At 70.3% G+C, this 15,492-nt stretch carries 10 protein-coding genes; 4 read left to right on the top strand and 6 right to left on the bottom strand.

From position 1 onward, the window contains the following. Nucleotides 1-399 precede the first annotated feature (399 nt). The 4 genes from urtD to urtA all read right to left on the bottom strand — a co-directional run bounded on the left by urtD (nt 400) and on the right by urtA (nt 5,378). Nucleotides 400-1,287: an urea ABC transporter ATP-binding protein UrtD gene (gene urtD, locus FFT10_RS14155; protein ID WP_137733472.1), complete on the bottom strand. Its 888-nt coding sequence runs from the start codon at nt 1,285-1,287 to the stop codon at nt 400-402. Further along, complete coding sequence (gene urtC / locus FFT10_RS14150) at nt 1,284-2,405, bottom strand: urea ABC transporter permease subunit UrtC (protein WP_137733471.1); 1,122 nt, start codon at nt 2,403-2,405, stop codon at nt 1,284-1,286. Before urtC ends, urtD begins: the two co-directional genes overlap by 4 nt. After that, nucleotides 2,402-3,973 (bottom strand): urea ABC transporter permease subunit UrtB, encoded by a 1,572-nt coding sequence (urtB, locus tag FFT10_RS14145; RefSeq protein WP_137733470.1) that lies wholly within the window; start codon nt 3,971-3,973, stop codon nt 2,402-2,404. The genes urtC and urtB overlap by 4 nt, the downstream gene beginning before the upstream one ends. A 136-nt stretch (nt 3,974-4,109) precedes the next feature. Beyond that, nucleotides 4,110-5,378: an urea ABC transporter substrate-binding protein gene (gene urtA / locus FFT10_RS14140; protein WP_137733469.1), complete on the bottom strand. Its 1,269-nt coding sequence runs from the start codon at nt 5,376-5,378 to the stop codon at nt 4,110-4,112. Nucleotides 5,379-5,700: 322 nt separating this feature from the next. On the opposite strand from urtA, the gene FFT10_RS14135 reads away from it, so the two are divergent. The 3 genes from FFT10_RS14135 (at nt 5,701) to FFT10_RS14125 (ending at nt 7,766) form a co-directional block, all read left to right on the top strand. Beyond that, nucleotides 5,701-6,462, top strand: a complete 762-nt coding sequence (locus tag FFT10_RS14135; protein WP_137733468.1) for a DUF481 domain-containing protein — start codon at nt 5,701-5,703, stop codon at nt 6,460-6,462. A 34-nt stretch (nt 6,463-6,496) separates the two neighbouring features. Continuing rightward, entirely contained in the window at nt 6,497-6,925 is a 429-nt protein-coding gene (mscL, locus tag FFT10_RS14130; RefSeq protein ID WP_137733467.1) for a large conductance mechanosensitive channel protein MscL, read from the top strand. Nucleotides 6,926-7,025: 100 nt separating this feature from the next. Then, nucleotides 7,026-7,766 carry a hypothetical protein gene (locus tag FFT10_RS14125; protein ID WP_137733466.1) on the top strand — a complete coding sequence of 247 codons (741 nt, stop codon included), beginning with the start codon at nt 7,026-7,028 and terminating at the stop codon, nt 7,764-7,766. Nucleotides 7,767-7,790: 24 nt separating this feature from the next. On the opposite strand, the gene FFT10_RS14120 is transcribed toward FFT10_RS14125, so the two are convergent. Beyond that, a complete protein-coding gene (locus tag FFT10_RS14120) occupies nt 7,791-13,343 on the bottom strand; it encodes a PAS domain S-box protein (RefSeq protein ID WP_137733465.1) in 5,553 nt (1,850 codons plus the stop codon). 9 nt (nt 13,344-13,352) lie between these two features. Further along, nucleotides 13,353-14,477 carry an HD-GYP domain-containing protein gene (locus FFT10_RS14115; protein WP_228027112.1) on the bottom strand — a complete coding sequence of 375 codons (1,125 nt, stop codon included), beginning with the start codon at nt 14,475-14,477 and terminating at the stop codon, nt 13,353-13,355. A gap of 218 nt (nt 14,478-14,695) precedes the next feature. On the opposite strand from FFT10_RS14115, the gene FFT10_RS14110 reads away from it, so the two are divergent. Next, nucleotides 14,696-15,424 (top strand): P-loop NTPase family protein, encoded by a 729-nt coding sequence (locus tag FFT10_RS14110; RefSeq protein ID WP_137733463.1) that lies wholly within the window; start codon nt 14,696-14,698, stop codon nt 15,422-15,424. Nucleotides 15,425-15,492: the final 68 nt, after the last annotated feature.

The raw sequence follows: 15,492 nt of genomic DNA, 5'->3' as shown, positions 1-15,492 counted from the left end.
GCGCCACATCCAACTTCGCCTTGCTGACGTCCACCCCGAGAAAGCTCTGCACGATCGACTCCTTTGCGATCACAACAGCGCTGGATTCGACACGCGCACCCTAGTATGCGGGGTCGCCGCCGGCGGCGCGCTGACCAGCCGGGGCGCCCCAAGACACCGTTCGAGCTACAGCGTCGAAACCGAACGACGCCCCAGTCTTAACCCCGGGCTTGCTGGCCCAAAGAGGAAATCGGGGTCTGTCGGACGGGCTCCCTTCAGCGCGACGGGAGCGGTGAAAACAATACTAGGAGGAGTCCTATGCGCCGCTTGCGGCGTGTAGGACGGGGGACACGGAGGAACCCGGATTCCCGGCCTCCGCTGCCTCGCGCAGACCCGTGGCTGCGAAAGGCAAATGGCCCCTCAGCGCCCAAGATAGACCTCCACCACCTTCTCGTTGTTCTGCACATCCGACAGCAGCCCCTCGGCCAGCACGCTGCCCTCGTGCAGCACCGTCACCTTCTTGCGGCCCTCGGTCAGCTGGTCGACGAACTTCATGTCGTGCTCCACCACCACCAGGCTGTGCTTGCCCTCCAGCGTGAGGAACAACTCGGCGGTGCGCTCGGTCTCCTCGTCGGTCATGCCGGCCACCGGCTCGTCCAGCAGCAGCAGGGCCGGGTCCTGCATCAGCAGCATGCCGATCTCCAGCCACTGCTTCTGGCCATGGCTCAGCAGGCCGGCGGTGCGCTGGGCCTCGTCCTGCAGGTGGATGGTGGTCAGCGTCTCGCCGATGCGGTCGAGCTGGGTGCCGGTGAGCCGCGAGAACAGGCTGGCACGCACCCGGCGGTCGTCGGCCAGGGCCAGCTCCAGGTTCTCGAAGACGCTGAGTTCCTCGTACACCGTGGGCTTCTGGAACTTGCGGCCGATGCCCACCTGGGCGATCTGCGGCTCGGTCAGGCGCAGCAGGTCGATGGTGCTGCCGAAGCTGGCGGTGCCGCTGTCGGGCCGGGTCTTGCCGGTGATGCAGTCCATCATCGTGGTCTTGCCGGCACCGTTGGGGCCGATGATGCAGCGCAGCTCGCCCACATTCACCGTGAGCGACAGCTTGTTCAATGCCCGGAAGCCGTCGAAGCTGACGGTGATGTCATCCAGGTACAGGGCCACGCCCTGGGTGAAATCGGGCACGCCCAGGCGGGCGATGCGGCCGTAGCTGGCGCTGCGGCCACCGCTCTCGGTGCCCAGGCTGGCCTGCTGCTTGGCTTCATAGGCCGCGCGCCGTTGCGCGCCCTGCTCCATCAGGTCGGGCGTCATGACTTCTTCTCCGCGGCCTTGCGGAACAGGCCGACGATGCCGTGCGGCAGGAACAGGGTGACGGCGATGAACAGCGCGCCCAGGAAGTACAGCCAGAACTCGGGGAAGGCCACGGTGAACCAGCTCTTGGCGCCGTTGACGAAGAAGGCGCCGACGATGGGACCGATCAGCGTGGCGCGGCCGCCCACCGCTGCCCAGATGGCGATCTCGATGCTGGCCGCCGGGCTCATCTCGCTGGGGTTGATGATGCCCACCTGCGGCACGTACAGCGCACCGGCGATGGCGCACATCACCGCGCTCAGCGTCCAGATGCTGAGCTTGTAGGCCAGCGGGTTGTAGCCGGTGAACATCACCCGCGTCTCGGCATCACGGATGGCCTGCAGCACGCGGCCGTACTTGCTGTGGACGATGGCGCGGGCCAGCAGGTAGAAGCCCACCAGGGTGCAGCCGGTGATCACGAACAGCGTGATGCGCATGCCCGGCGTGGCGATCGGCAGATCGAGGATGCGCTTGAAGTCGGTGAAGCCGTTGTTGCCGCCGAAGCCGGTCTCGTTGCGGAAGAACAGCAGCATCGCGGCGAAGGTCATCGCCTGGGTGATGATCGAGAAGTACACGCCCTTGATGCGCGAGCGGAAGGCGAACCAGCCAAACACGAAGGCCAGCAGGCCGGGCACCAGCACCACCAGCAGCATCTGGGCGATGAAGCTGTCGCTGACCGCCCAGGTCCACGGCAATTCCTTCCAGTTCAGGAACACCATGAAGTCGGGCAGCGGGCTCTTGTAGTTGCCGTCCAGCCCGATCTGGCGCATCAGGTACATGCCCATGCCGTAGCCGCCGAGCGCGAAGAACAGGCCGTGGCCCAGGCTGAGGATGCCGGTGTAGCCCCAGATCAGGTCCATCGCCAGCGCGCAGATGGCATAGCAGAGGATCTTGCCGGTGAGCTGCACCATGTAGTCGCTGACATGGAACACGCTGCCCTCGGGCACCAGCAGGTTCAGCACCGGGAAGACGACGCAGATCACCGCCAGCGCGGCGATCACGCCGGCCCAGCCCTTGGTGCCCAGCAGCAGACCGCGCTTCTGCTGCAGGCCGGCGGACGGAGAGAGAACCGCGCTCATGCTTCCGCACTCCGGCCTTTGATCGCAAACAGCCCTTGCGGTCGTTTCTGGATGAACACCACGATGAACACCAGCACCATGATCTTGGCCAGCACCGCGCCGGCCCAGCCTTCGAGCAGCTTGTTCAGGATGCCCAGCCCCAGCGCCGCATACACCGTGCCGGCCAGCTGGCCCACACCGCCCAGCACCACCACCATGAAGCTGTCGACGATGTAGCCCTGGCCCAGGTCGGGGCCGACGTTGCCCACCTGGCTGAGCGCGCAGCCCGCCAGGCCGGCGATGCCCGCGCCCAGGCTGAAGGCCAGCATGTCGATGCGGGCGGTGTTGACGCCCACGCAGCTGGCCATGCGCCGGTTCTGGGTGACGCCACGCACGAACAGGCCCAGCCGGGTCCTGCCGATCAGCGCGGCCACGCCCACCAGCACCAGCACCGCGAACACCAGGATGGCCAGCCGGTTGTAGGGCAGCACCAGGTTGGGCAGCACCTGCACACCGCCGCTCATCCACGATGGGTTCTCGACGCCCACGTTCTGCGCGCCGAACAGGCTGCGCACCGCCTGCATCAGCACCAGGCTGATGCCCCAGGTGGCCAGCAGCGTCTCCAGCGGCCGGCCGTAGAGCCAGCGGATCACCGTGCGCTCCAGCACCGCGCCGACCAGCGCGCTGGTCAGGAAGGCGGCCGGGATGGCCACCAGGATGTAGCTGTCGAACAGCCCCGGCAGGTACTGCTTGAACAGGTTCTGCACCACGTAGGTGGCATAGGCGCCGATCATCATCAGCTCGCCATGGGCCATGTTGATCACGCCCATCAGGCCATAGGTGATGGCCAGGCCCAGCGCCACCAGGAGCAGGATCGACCCCAGGCTGGCCCCGGTGAACAGCACGCCCAGGCGCTCACCCCAGGCCAGCTGGCCCTGCACGCTGTCGATGGCGGCCTGGATGGCGGCCTTGACATTCGGATCCTGCTCGTTGCCCAGCTTCTCCAGCAGCAGCGAGCGGGTGGCCGGCGAGCTGCTGCCCGACAAGGCCGCAGCGGCGGCAGCGCGCTTGGCCGGATCGGCCGAGGAGATCAGCACAGCGGCGCGCAGCAGGCCCAGGCGGTCCTTGAGGTCGGCATCGGTCTCGGCCGCGATGGCCTTCTCGATCAGCACCAGCTTGCCTTCGTCGACATCGTCCTTCAGCTCGGCGATGGCGGCGCGGCGCACGGCCACGTCGGGCGAGACCAGCTTCAGCACGGCCAGCGCGGCTTCCAGCTCGCGGCGCATGCGGTTGTTGTTGACGACATCCTCGGCGTCGGCCGGCAGCGTGGCGCTGGCGCCGGTGGCGGCGTCCACCACCTTGTCGCCCTGCACGATGAAAGCCTTGCCGCCGGCCACCTTGACGGTGTCGTCGAGCATGGCCTGGATGAACGGCGACAGCGCGGTGTCACCGGCCGCCACGGCGTCATTGAGCGCGGCGACCCGGTCGTCGGAGTCACCGGCAGCGATCCTGCCGGCCTGCTCCGGTGTCAGCGCCCAGGCATGACAACCGCCCAGCAATGCAATCAAAAGAATCAGACGACGAAGCACAGGCAGGCCCGGTCAAGAACTGAAGGCGGCTGCGGCCAAGCCGCAGCTGCCGAACCAAGCACACGCCGCGGAACCGGCTCTGCCGGGCCGCTGGCGTGGCCCCCCTTGGGGGGAGCGGCGAAGCCGCTTCGGGGGGTTACTTGGTAGGGACGTTCTTCTTGCCCTTGTTCTCGGGGATGTAGTCGCTCCAGGGGTCGGCCACCACCGGGCCCTTGGTCTTCCACACCACGTTGAACTGGCCATCGGCCTTGATCTCGCCGATGAACACCGGCTTGTGCAGGTGGTGGTTCTCCTTGTCCATGGTGGACATGAAGCCGCCCGGCGCCGGGAAGGTCTGGCCGGCCATCGCGGCGATCACCTTGTCGGTGTCGGTGCTCTTGGCCTTCTCCACCGCCTGCTTCCACATCATGATGCCGATGTAGGTGGCTTCCATCGGGTCGTTGGTGATCGGCTTGTCCTTGTGGCCGGGGATGTTCTTGGCCTTGGCGTAGTCGCTCCACTTCTTCACGAACTCGGTGTTGGCCGGGCTCTTGATCGACATGAAGTAGTTCCAGGCGGCCAGGTGGCCCACCAGCGGCTTGGTGTCCACGCCGCGCAGCTCTTCCTCACCCACGCTGAAGGCCACCACCGGCACGTCGGTCGCCTTCAGGCCCTGGTTGCCCAGTTCCTTGTAGAAGGGCACGTTGGAGTCGCCGTTGATGGTGGAGACCACCGCGGTCTTCTTGCCTTCGGAGGCGAACTTCTTGATCTTGGCGATGATGCCCTGGTAGTCCGAATGGCCGAAGGGGGTGTAGTCCTCCATGATGTCGGCATCGGCCACGCCCTTGGCCTTCAGGAAGGCGCGCAGGATCTTGTTGGTGGTGCGGGGGTACACGTAGTCGGTGCCCAGCAGCACGAAGCGCTTGGCGCTGCCGCCGTCCTTGCTCATCAGGTATTCCACCGCCGGGATGGCCTGCTGGTTGGGCGCGGCGCCGGTGTAGAACACGTTCTTGCTCAGTTCCTCGCCCTCGTACTGCACCGGGTAGAACAGCAGGCTGTTCAGCTCCTCATAGACCGGCAGCACGCTCTTGCGGCTCACCGAGGTCCAGCAGCCGAAGGTGACGGCGACCTTGTCCTTGCTGATCAGCTGGCGGGCCTTCTCGGCGAACAGCGGCCAGTTGGATGCCGGGTCGACCACCACCGGCTCCAGCTTCTTGCCCAGCACGCCGCCCTTGGCATTGATCTCGTCGATGGCCATCAGCACGGTGTCCTTGAGCACCGTTTCCGAGATGGCCATGGTGCCCGACAGCGAGTGCAGCACGCCCACCTTGATGGTGTCCTGGGCGAAGGCGGGCACGGCGACGAGGCTGGCGCCCAGGGCGACTGCGGACAGTGCGACGGAGAAGTTGCGACGGGAGGTTGTCATGTTGGCTTTGCTCCTGGTGGGCGGAATGCCCCGTTGAATGGACAGCCGCAGTCTCGGCGCCGGCCGGCGATCGGGCCATACGACACATGTCGTAGGCGGACGCCGCACCCCCTCGGCACCGCCGCGCTGAACTTGAGGCTGCAGCGGGCGCAAATCTGGCAAAAACGCACGATTGGCTGTGGTGCCACGGCCACCGCGGGCTGCAAACGGGCCCGGGCTGTCTAGCATCCACCCGCCGGCTTGTCGGGAGATCTTGATTCCTGTGGCAAGCGGTGCGGGCAGTCCGCCCATCACAACCACACGTTCCCCAGGAGAGAGATCCATGGCACATCTTTGCCAAGCCGCCCTCGTGGCCCTGTCGCTGGCCGCCGCCGCCGGCGCGCAGGCCCAGGCCACCGTCAAGAACGACGGCCAATTCCGCGCCGCGCTGGGACTGGGCGCCAGCCTGGCCTCCGGCAACACCAAGGCGACCAACCTGTCGCTGAACGCCGATGCGGTGCGCGCCACCGACCGGAACAAGCTGTCGCTGTACGGCAACCTGCAGTACGCCCGCAGCGGCGGCACCACCACGGCCGACCAGCTGCGTCTGGGCACCCGCTACGACCAGAACCTCGGCACCCAGCTGTTCGGCTTCGGCGGCCTCGACCTGGAGCGCAACAAGTTCGCCAACCTGAACCTGCGTGCGCAGCTCAGCGCCGGCCTGGGCTGGCATCTGATCAAGTCGCCCAGCACCACCTTCGACCTGTTCGGCGGTCTGGGCTACGTGAGCGACAAGTACAAGAGCCCGATGGTCATCGACGGCCGCAGCCGCGACAGCTACGGCTACATGTCGCTGCTGCTGGGCGAGGAGTCGACCCACAAGCTGAGCGACACCACCAGCTTCAAGCAGCGCCTGACCCTGGTGCCCAACCTGCAGAACCGGGGCGAGTTCCGCGCCAACTGGGACGCCGGCCTGGCCGTGGCGATGAGCAAGGCCATGAACCTGAACGTGGGCCTGAACTTCGCCCACAACAGCGAGCCTGGCCCCGGCCGCAAGTCCACCGACACCCTGGTGACCACCGGCGTGTCGGTCAAGTTCGACTGATCCCCATCAACCCAGCATCCACAGGAGCAACACCATGAGCATGGCTTCGGAATTCAAGGAATTCGCCCTCAAGGGCAACGTGATGGACCTCGCCGTCGGCGTGATCATCGGCGGCGCGTTCGGCAAGATCGTCGACTCGATGGTCAAGGACTTGATCATGCCGCTGGTCAACCTGCTGACCGGCGGGCAGATCGACTTTTCCAACAAGTACCTGGTGCTGTCGGGCAACGTGCCGGCGGGCGCAGCGCTGGCCGAGGCGCAGAAGGTGGGCAACGTGTTCGCCTACGGCAGCTTCCTGACGATCGCGATCAACTTCATCATCCTGGCCTTCGTGATCTTCATGATGGTCAAGCAGATGAACCGCCTGAAGCGCGCCGAGCCGGCGCCCGCACCGGCCGCACCGCCGCCCACGCCGGAAGACGTGGTGCTGCTGCGCGAGATCCGCGACGCGCTGCGCAAGTGAGCCCCGCATGCGGCGGGGGAACTGGGCCCCTGCGGCCCGGTTCCTCCGCCGACAGCCGGTCCGCCAGGCGGCTGACACTGGGTGATCAAGGAGATTGCCCATGGCCCACCGATGGCGCGCCAGCCTGGCCGCCGCCCTCGCCGGCACCAGCCTGGCGGTGGCACTGACCGGCAGCGGCCTGGCCCGCGCCGCCACCGGCCCGGGCGCCGATGCCCTCAGCCCCACCGAGCTGACCTGGCTGCGCGCCGCCGCGCCGGTGCTGGCCTTCGCCCGCGCCGAACGCCTGCCCCTGCATGTGCTGGTGCAGCCGCAGGACACGCCCGGCCAGACGCCGATCGGCATGGCCTTCATCGAGGGCCGCTGCGTGCTGGTGCTGTCGATGCGCGGCAACCCCGAGGCCCAGGCCACGCTGGACCGCATGCCGCCCGGCCTGCTGGGCCCGGTGGTGGAGGCCATCGCCGCGCATGAGCTGGGCCACTGCTGGCGCCACCTGCAGCAGACCTGGGGCACCCTGCCCTCGGGCCTGATGGAGCTGTCCGGCTTCAGCCAGGTGACCCCCGAGCAGGAAGTGCTGCTGAAGGACATGTGGCGCACCCGCCGCGAGGAAGGCTTTGCCGACCTGGTGGGCCTGGCCTGGACGCTGCAGCACCACCCGCAGCACTATGCCGCGGTGCATGCCTGGCATGTGCGCGAGCGTGCCGAGCAGGCGGTGGACACCGGCCCGCACGACACCCGGGTGTGGATCCGCCTGGCCGAGGATCCCGCGGCCTTCGGCCCCGGCGGCTCGGTGTTCGAGCGGGTGGCCGCGCTGTGGCAGGCCGGGTTGATCGCCGGGTTCTGAAGGCCAGACGCCGACCGCGCCCGATCAGGCTGCCGGCGCCGCCAGCAGCGCGTCCACCCGCGCCAGCGCAGCCTCGAAGGCAAAGCCATGCACGTCGCGCGCCAGCGCATCGAGCTGCGGGCCCAGGGCCGCTGCCAGCTGCGGCGCATGGCGGGCCAGGTGGTCGGCGGCCTCGGTGTCGTGCGACTGCAGCAGGCCCCGCAGCGCCAGCAGGCAGCTGCGCACCGCATCGGGCTCGGCCGCCGGCCGGCACCACTGCAGCAGGCAGCGGGTCAGCGCCTCCGGGTCCACCGGCTTGACCAGCACATCGTCCATGCCGGCGGCCAGGCAGTCGACCCGGTCCTCGGCGAAGGCGCTGGCGGTCATCGCGATGATCGGCACCCGCTGCCAGCCCGGCAGCTGGCGGATGGCGGCCGCCGCGCGCAGGCCGTCCAGGCGCGGCATCTGCACGTCCATCAGCACCACGTCGTAGCGGGACTGGCGGGCGCGCTGCAGCGCCTCCTGGCCGTCGCCGACCAGCGCCACCTGGGCGCCCTGGCCGCTCAGCAGCTCCAGTGCCACCTCCTGGTTGATCGGGTTGTCCTCGGCCAGCAGCACCTGCAGGCCCAGCAGCGGCAACGCGGCCGGCAAGGCCGCCGGCGCGGGCGGCAGCGCAGGCGCGACGATGTCGTCGGTCTGGGGCAGCGGCAGCTCCAGCCAGAAGCGGCTGCCCTCGCCCGGCTGGCTGTGCACACCGATGCGGCCGCCCATCAGCAGCGCCAGGCGGTGGCAGATGGCCAGGCCCAGGCCGGTGCCGCCAAAGCGCCGGGTGGTCGATGCATCGGCCTGCTCGAAGGGCCTGAACAGCAGTGGCAGCTGGTGCGGGTCGATGCCGATGCCGGTGTCGGACACCTCGAAGCGCAGCCAGCCCGGGGCCAGCGGCTGCGCCAGCAGGCCGACCTGCCCGCCCGGCGCGAACTTCACCGCATTGCTCAGCAGGTTCAGCAGGATCTGCTCCAGCCGCATGCGGTCGCCATGCACATGGGCCGGGCATGCCGGGTCCAGCTGCAGATGCAGGCGCACCCGGTTGGCCTGGGCGCGGTCGGCCACCATCGCCAGCATGCGCTGCAGGCAGGGCTGCAGCGCGAAGTCGATCGGGTCGAGCTCGACCTTGCTGGCCTCGATCTTGGAGAAGTCGAGGATGTCGTTGATGACCTGCAGCAGGTGCTGGCTGGCGTCGGCGATCTTGCCGAGATGGTCGCGCTGCCGCGGGCTCAACGGTTCGCGGCGCAGCAGGTGGGCGAAGCCCAGCACCGCATTGAGCGGCGTGCGGATCTCATGGCTCATGTTGGCCAGGAAGGCGCTCTTGGCCTGGTTGGCGGCATCGGCCGCGGCCTTGGCCTGCGCCAGGGCGATCTCGGTGCGCCGGCGCTGCAGGATGTCCCACAGGTCGGACCCGGCCAGGGCCAGGTCCTGGGCGGCACCGGGCGGCGCGCCGGGCTCCCCGGCCGCGGTGTCGGCATGCACCACGCACAGCACCTGCACGCAATGGCCCTGGTCCAGCACCGGCACGGCCAGCAGGCGCTGCGGCGGCTGGCCCGCCGGCACCGGCACCACCACCGGCGCCTGGGTGCGCAGGGCGCCGGCACAGGCCTGGGCAGCGGCCTGCGCACCGGGCCCGTCGGCCTGGCCGGGCTGCAGCGCCGGGTGCGTGGTGGTGGCCCAGGTCGGCGCACCGAGGCAGCCGTCGGCATCCACCGGGTGCAGGCTGCCGCTGTGGCTGCCCACCAGGGCCACCAGCACGTCGATGCCCTGCTGCCACAGCGCCTGCTCGTCCAGCCCGGCGGCGCGCTGGCTGAGGCTGAGCATCGCCCGCAGGCGCAGGTCTTCGCGGGCCAGGCGGCGGTTCAGCTGCTCCAGCTCGGTGGTGCGCTGGGCCACCAGCTGCTCCAGGTGCTGGCGGTGCTGGGCCAGCTCGCGGTCGGCGCGCAGCCGGTCGGTGATGTCGATGCCGGTGCCGACCACGACCGGGCCGGTGTCCAGGTCGACCCGGCGGGCCACCAGCAGGAAGGGCACGCGCCGGCCATCGTGCACCCGCAGCGGCGCTTCGGTCTGGAACTCCTGGTCGGTCAGCACCCGCTGCAGTGCCTGCTGCACCGCCGGCCGGTCTTCGGGCGCGAAGTAGTCGACGGCGCTGCTGCCGCGCACTGCCTCGGCGTCGTAGCCGGTCACCGATTCGAAGCGCCGGTTCCACATCAGCAGCCGGCCCTCGGGATCGACCACGAAGAACAGCCCGGCCACCGACTCCATCAGCTGCTCGCGCAGCCGCTGTTCCTGGCGGCGGGCGGCCTCGGCCGCGATGGACTCGACCGCATGGCCGACATCGCGCACCAGGCGGGCGTACAGTGCCAGCTGGTCGGGGTCGAAGTGGCCGGCGCCGTCGGCCTGCAGCACCAGCACGCTGCGCGGCCCGCCGGCCGGCGAGATGGGGAAGGCCGCCACGCTGTGGCCGCCGGCGGCATCGTCGCGCACCACCGGCGCGTCGCCGTGCAGCGCGGCCAGCGCCGGCGCGTCCCAGGGGAACGGCACGGCGCCGCCCTGGCCGGTGCGGGCCTCGGTGCGCAGGGCGCCACCGGTGGCATCCTGCCGGCCGATCCAGGCCTGCGAGAAGCCGCCCACGTCCACCGCGATGCGGCAGACCTCGGCCTGCAGCGCTGCGGTGTCGTGCAGCCGCACGATGGCCTCGTTGACGCCGCTGAGCACCGCATAGGCCTGGTTCAGCCGGCGGATGCGGTCGGCATGCTGGCGGCTCTCGGTGACGTCGCGCCACACCACCGACAGCAGCGGCCGGCCGGCGAAGTCGATGCGGCGCAGCGTCATCTGCACATGCTGCAGGCCACCATCGCGGCGGCGGTGGGTGTTGTCGAACACGGCCTGTTCACCGGCCATCACCCGGGCGGTGTGGTCCTGGATGTCCTGCGGCGATAGCACGGCCTGCAGGTCAGCCGGGCGCAGGCGGGCGAACTCGGCACGTGTGTAGCCAAGGCCGGCGCAGGCGGCATCGTTGAAGGTGACGAAGCCCTCGGTCTGCGGATCGACCAGCACGATGGCGTCGGTGGTCTGGCTGAACATGGTGTCGACCAGGCGCGACTGGTCGGCCAGCGCCTGGGCGCCCTGCTTGATCAGCGTGATGTCGCGCGCGGCGCCCAGCACGCCCGCGGCCCGGCCCCGGGCATCGACCATCGGCGTGGTCACCACCTCGAACAGCGCCTGCCGGTGCTCGGGCGGCACGGCCAGCCAGCGCTCGGCGGTCAGCGGCTGGCCGCCGGTGGCCACCGCGGGCTCGTCGGCGGCCAGGGCCACCAGGTTGTGGGCCGTCAGTTCCGCCGGCGATGCGGCGGTGCCGGCGGCGGGCAAGGGCTCCACCAGCCGGCGGTAGGCGGCGTTCGCCAGCAGCAGCTGGCCCTGCGTGTCCTTCAGCCAGATCGGGTCGGGGATGGCCTGCAGGGTGTCGGCCAGCCTGCGCTCGCTGTCGCGCAGGCGCTGGGCATTGCGGTGCTGGCCCACCGCCAGCGCCGCCAGGCCGGCGGCGAAGCTGGCATGGTCGAGCTCCTCGTCGCCGGGCAGGCCGGGCTGCCGGCGGTAGACGGCAAAGCTGCCCAGTGGCCGGCCAGCCGGACCCGGCACCGGGATCGCCCAGCAGGCGGCCAGGCCGGCGCGGCTGGCCAGGTCGCGGAAGTCGGCCCATGCCGGATCGCGGGCGATGTCCTCGGCCAACACCCGCTGGCCGCTGTGGCAGGCGCTGCCGCAGGCACCCATGCCGGGGCCGATGGCCATGCCGTCGATGGCCTGGTTGTAGAACGCCGGCAGGCTGGGCGCGGCACCGTGCAGCAGCCGGGTGCCGGACTCGTCGACCAGCAGCAGCGAGCACAGGCTGCCCGGAAACGCCGCCTCATGGTCCAGCGCCAGCTGGCGCAGCTGGTCGGCCAGCGGGTCGCCGCGCACCAGGCTCTCCAGCAGGCGCAGCCGGCTCTGGTCCCGCTGCTGGCTGCGGTGCAGGCGGGTGATGTCGGTGATCACCACCACCCGGCAGGCCTCGCCGTCGCGGTCCAGGTCGTGCGACTGCACCAGCACCTGCATCGGCGTGCCGTCGCGCCGCAGGTGCTGCCACTCCGCGGCCACCAGGCCCTGCATCTGCACGATGGCCTGGCGGGCCATGTCGCGCTGGGCCGGCGTCATCAGGTCGGCCACCTCCAGTTGCAGGGCCTCGGCGCGGGTGCAGCGGTAGAGGGCGCAGAAGGCGTCGTTGACCGCCACCAGGCGCTGGTTGCGGCGGGCATACACCGCCATCGGCGCCGGGTTGCGGTCGAACAGCAGGCGGAACTCGTCCTCGGCGCGGCGCAGCGCGGTGATGTCGCGGCCGATGCCCAGCACGCCGATCAGGCGGCCGTCGGCATCGCGCACCGGCGTCTTGATGGTGTGGGTCAGCTCGCTGTGGCCGTCGCTGGCGAAGTGCAGCAGCTCCTCGTTGCTGGTGGGCGCGTTGCGCGCCATGGCCCGCTGGTCATGGGCGCGGAAGAACGCGGCCACGTCGGGCGGCACGAAGTCGGCGTCGGTCTTGCCGACGATCTGCGCCTGCGGCGTGCCGTACAGCTGCTCGAAACGCGGGTTGCAGGCCAGGTAGACGCCGTCCGGGTCCTTCAGCCAGACCAGGTCGGGCAGCGCGTCCAGGATGGCGCGGTGGCGCAGGCGGTCCTGGGCGATGGTGGCATCCATCAGGCTCACCGCCATGGCGCGGGCGAGGTCATGCCCGCTGAGCATGCCCACCAGCTGGCCACGATCGTCGAGCACCACCAGGTGGCGCACCTGCAGCGCCAGCATGCGGTCGGCGGCGGCGTTCAGGGTGGCGCTGGTGCCGATGCTGTGCACCGGCTGGCTCATCACCGTGGCCAGGGGCTGCGCGCCGGCATCGCCGCCGGCGGCCAGGCAGCGGGCGGCATCGCGCGCGGTGACCACGCCCACCGCAGCGCCAGCGGCATCCACCACCACCACGCTGGCGTCGGCGCCCAGGCCCATGGCCAGGGCGGCATCGTGCAGCGTCTGGTCGATCCGCACCAGCCGCGCCACCGGTTGCATCACCGACGGCACCAGGTGGTGGCCGGCCAGCAGGCTCAGCTGCAGCAGCATGCGGAAGTCGGTCTCGCTGACCACGCCTTCCAGGCGCTGCTGCGCATCGACCACCGCCAGGTGCGAGACACCACGCCGCAGGCACAGCTGCCAGGCTTGCTCGCAGGGCAGGCTGCCGTCGACGCAGACCAGCGGCTCCAGCGCATCGCGCACCGGGGTGCTGCCGGCCAGGTCGCCACGCAGCACGGCCAGCAGCCGGCCTTCACCCACCATGCCGAGCACCCGGCCGCCGCCATCGACCACCGCCACGCAGGACACCCGGCGCGCGGCCATCAGCCGTGCGGCGTCGACCAGGCAGGCCTGCGGGTCCACCTGCACCACCGGCCGCGAGGCCATGCTGGACAGCGGCCGCTGCATCGGGCTGCCGGCGGGCAGCGGGGATGGCGGCGCAGGCGGCAGGTCGGTCGGCATCGGCCGCAGTCAGTGGCCCAGCCGGGCGGCCACCGCCCGGAAGCCGGCTTCGCAGGCGTGCAGGGCCTGGCACACCGCCGGGTCGAACTGCCGGCCGGCGCGGGCGTGGATGTAGGCCAGCGCATCGGCCACCGGCCAGCCGGCCTTGTAGGGCCGCGTGGTGGTGAGGGCATCGAAGACATCGGCCACCGCCATCAGCCGGGCGGCCAGCGGAATCGCCTCGCCGGCCAGGCCCGCGGGGTAGCCCTGGCCGTCCCAGTGCTCATGGTGGCCCAGCGCGATGTCGCGGGCCACGGCCAGGGCGCGCAGCGGCTCGGCGGTGTCGCCCGGCGCCGGCGCGGGCTGGTCGCCGGCATGCTGGGCCTGCACCTTGGCCATGGCCTTGGCGATGGTGTCGGCACCGATGCGGGCATGGGTCTGCATCACCGCGAACTCGTCCGCCGTGAGCTTGCCGGGCTTGAGCAGGATGCGGTCGGGGATGCCGATCTTGCCCAGGTCGTGCATCGGGGCGGCCTTGACGATGCGTTGCAGCTGGGCCTCGTCCAGCGCGGCGGCATGGGCCACGCTGCGCTGCAGCTGGCGCGCCAGCAGCTCGACATACAGCCGGGTGCGCTGGATGTGGTTGCCGGTGTTGTCGTCGCGGGTCTCGGCCAGCTCGGCCATGGCGCAGAGCATCAGGTCCTGGGCCAGCAGGCCGTCGCGCATGCGCCGGGCCAGCTCCCGTTCCAGCCAGGCGTTCTGGTCGGCCAGGCGCACCTGGGCCTGGCGCAGCGCCAGGTGGGCACGCACACGGGCCAGCAGCACCGCGGGCTTGATCGGCTTGACGATGTAGTCGGCCGCACCCAGGGCCAGGCCGGCCTCCTCGTCGAACTCGGTGCCCAGGGCGGTGACGAAGATCACCGGGATCGCCGCCAGCGCCGGGTCGGCGCGCATGCGGCGCAGCACGGACAGCCCATCGAGCGCGGGCATCATCACGTCCAGCAGCACCAGATCGGGCTGCTCGGCGGCCATCAGCGTCAGCGCGCTGGCCCCGGACAACGCGCCCAGCACCCGGAACTCCGGCCGCAGCAGCTGGGACAGCAGCGAGACGTTCAGCGGTTCGTCGTCGACGACGAGCAGGGTGGCCTGGGGCACGGTGCGGTGTTTCGCATCTCGTTGGTGGGGGCTGGCACCACCGCCGACATCCGCAGCAGGGCCCGATCGACTACCGCTGCATGCTAGCCCACATCGCGCACCGGATGGCAGCGGCTTGCGCGCCACAATGCATGCAGCCTGCTGGCATGCCGCGTGCACGCTGGCGTCCATCCCGCAACTGCCGCCACCGGGCCGGGCCCGGTGGCCGAGACCACGCCATGAACCAGCCTCCCACACTCGAGACCCTGACGCAGTCCAAGATCCACCTGATCGGCGGCGAGAAGGGCGGCGTCGGCAAGTCGATGGTGGCGCGCCTGCTGGCGCAGTACTTCATCGACCATGCGATGCCCTTCGTCGGCTACGACACCGACCGCTCGCACGGCGCGCTGCTGCGCTACTACACCGGCTATGCCTCGCCGGTGCTGGCCGACCGCTACGAGGCGCTGGACGCCATCGTCGAAAGCGCCGCCGAGGAGCCCGGCCGCCGCGTGCTGGTCGACCTGGCCGCCCAGACCCATGCGCCGCTGGTGAAGTGGATGGACGAATCCGGCGTGCTCGACCTGGCCGAGCTCAACGGCATGGCCATCCACTACTGGCAGGTGATGGATTCTGGGCGTGATTCGGTCGACCTGCTGGCCCGGCTGCTGGACCAGTTCGGCGCCCGGCTGCGCTATGTGCTGGTGAAGAACCAGATCCGCGGCGACGACTTCAGCCAGCTCGAGAAGAGCGGCGAGCAGGCCCGCGCGGTGGCCTTCGGCGCCCAGATCATCACGCTCAAGCACCTGCATGACCCGGTGGTGCAGAAGATCGACGCCGCCAACGCCAGCTTCTGGGCGGCCAAGAACGTCACCGAGAAAGGCGGTCCCGGCCTGGGCCTGATGGAGCGCCAGCGGCTGAAGATGTGGCTGTCCCACGCGATGGCCGAGATCGACACCATCGCGGTCTGAGCGCGCAGGGCCCGGCCGCGCGGCCGGGTGTCATCCAGCCGTCACAGGCCCATCGTAAATTTCCAGGC

This window comes from Pseudaquabacterium pictum, assembly GCF_005403045.1.
GTDB lineage: Bacteria > Pseudomonadota > Gammaproteobacteria > Burkholderiales > Burkholderiaceae_C > Pseudaquabacterium > Pseudaquabacterium pictum.
This window is presented reverse-complemented; position numbering and strand designations above follow the sequence as displayed.

What these genes read in the sequence shown, in the direction of transcription:
- urtD (WP_137733472.1), bottom strand. Translation starts at nt 1,287, where the DNA reads ATGACGCCCGACCTGATGGAGCAGGGCGCGCAACGGCGCGCGGCCTAT.
- urtC (WP_137733471.1), bottom strand. Translation starts at nt 2,405, where the DNA reads ATGAGCGCGGTTCTCTCTCCGTCCGCCGGCCTGCAGCAGAAGCGCGGT.
- urtA (WP_137733469.1), bottom strand. Translation starts at nt 5,378, where the DNA reads ATGACAACCTCCCGTCGCAACTTCTCCGTCGCACTGTCCGCAGTCGCC.
- FFT10_RS14135 (WP_137733468.1), top strand. Translation starts at nt 5,701, where the DNA reads ATGGCACATCTTTGCCAAGCCGCCCTCGTGGCCCTGTCGCTGGCCGCC.
- mscL (WP_137733467.1), top strand. Translation starts at nt 6,497, where the DNA reads ATGAGCATGGCTTCGGAATTCAAGGAATTCGCCCTCAAGGGCAACGTG.
- FFT10_RS14125 (WP_137733466.1), top strand. Translation starts at nt 7,026, where the DNA reads ATGGCCCACCGATGGCGCGCCAGCCTGGCCGCCGCCCTCGCCGGCACC.
- FFT10_RS14120 (WP_137733465.1), bottom strand. Translation starts at nt 13,343, where the DNA reads ATGCCGACCGACCTGCCGCCTGCGCCGCCATCCCCGCTGCCCGCCGGC.
- FFT10_RS14110 (WP_137733463.1), top strand. Translation starts at nt 14,696, where the DNA reads ATGAACCAGCCTCCCACACTCGAGACCCTGACGCAGTCCAAGATCCAC.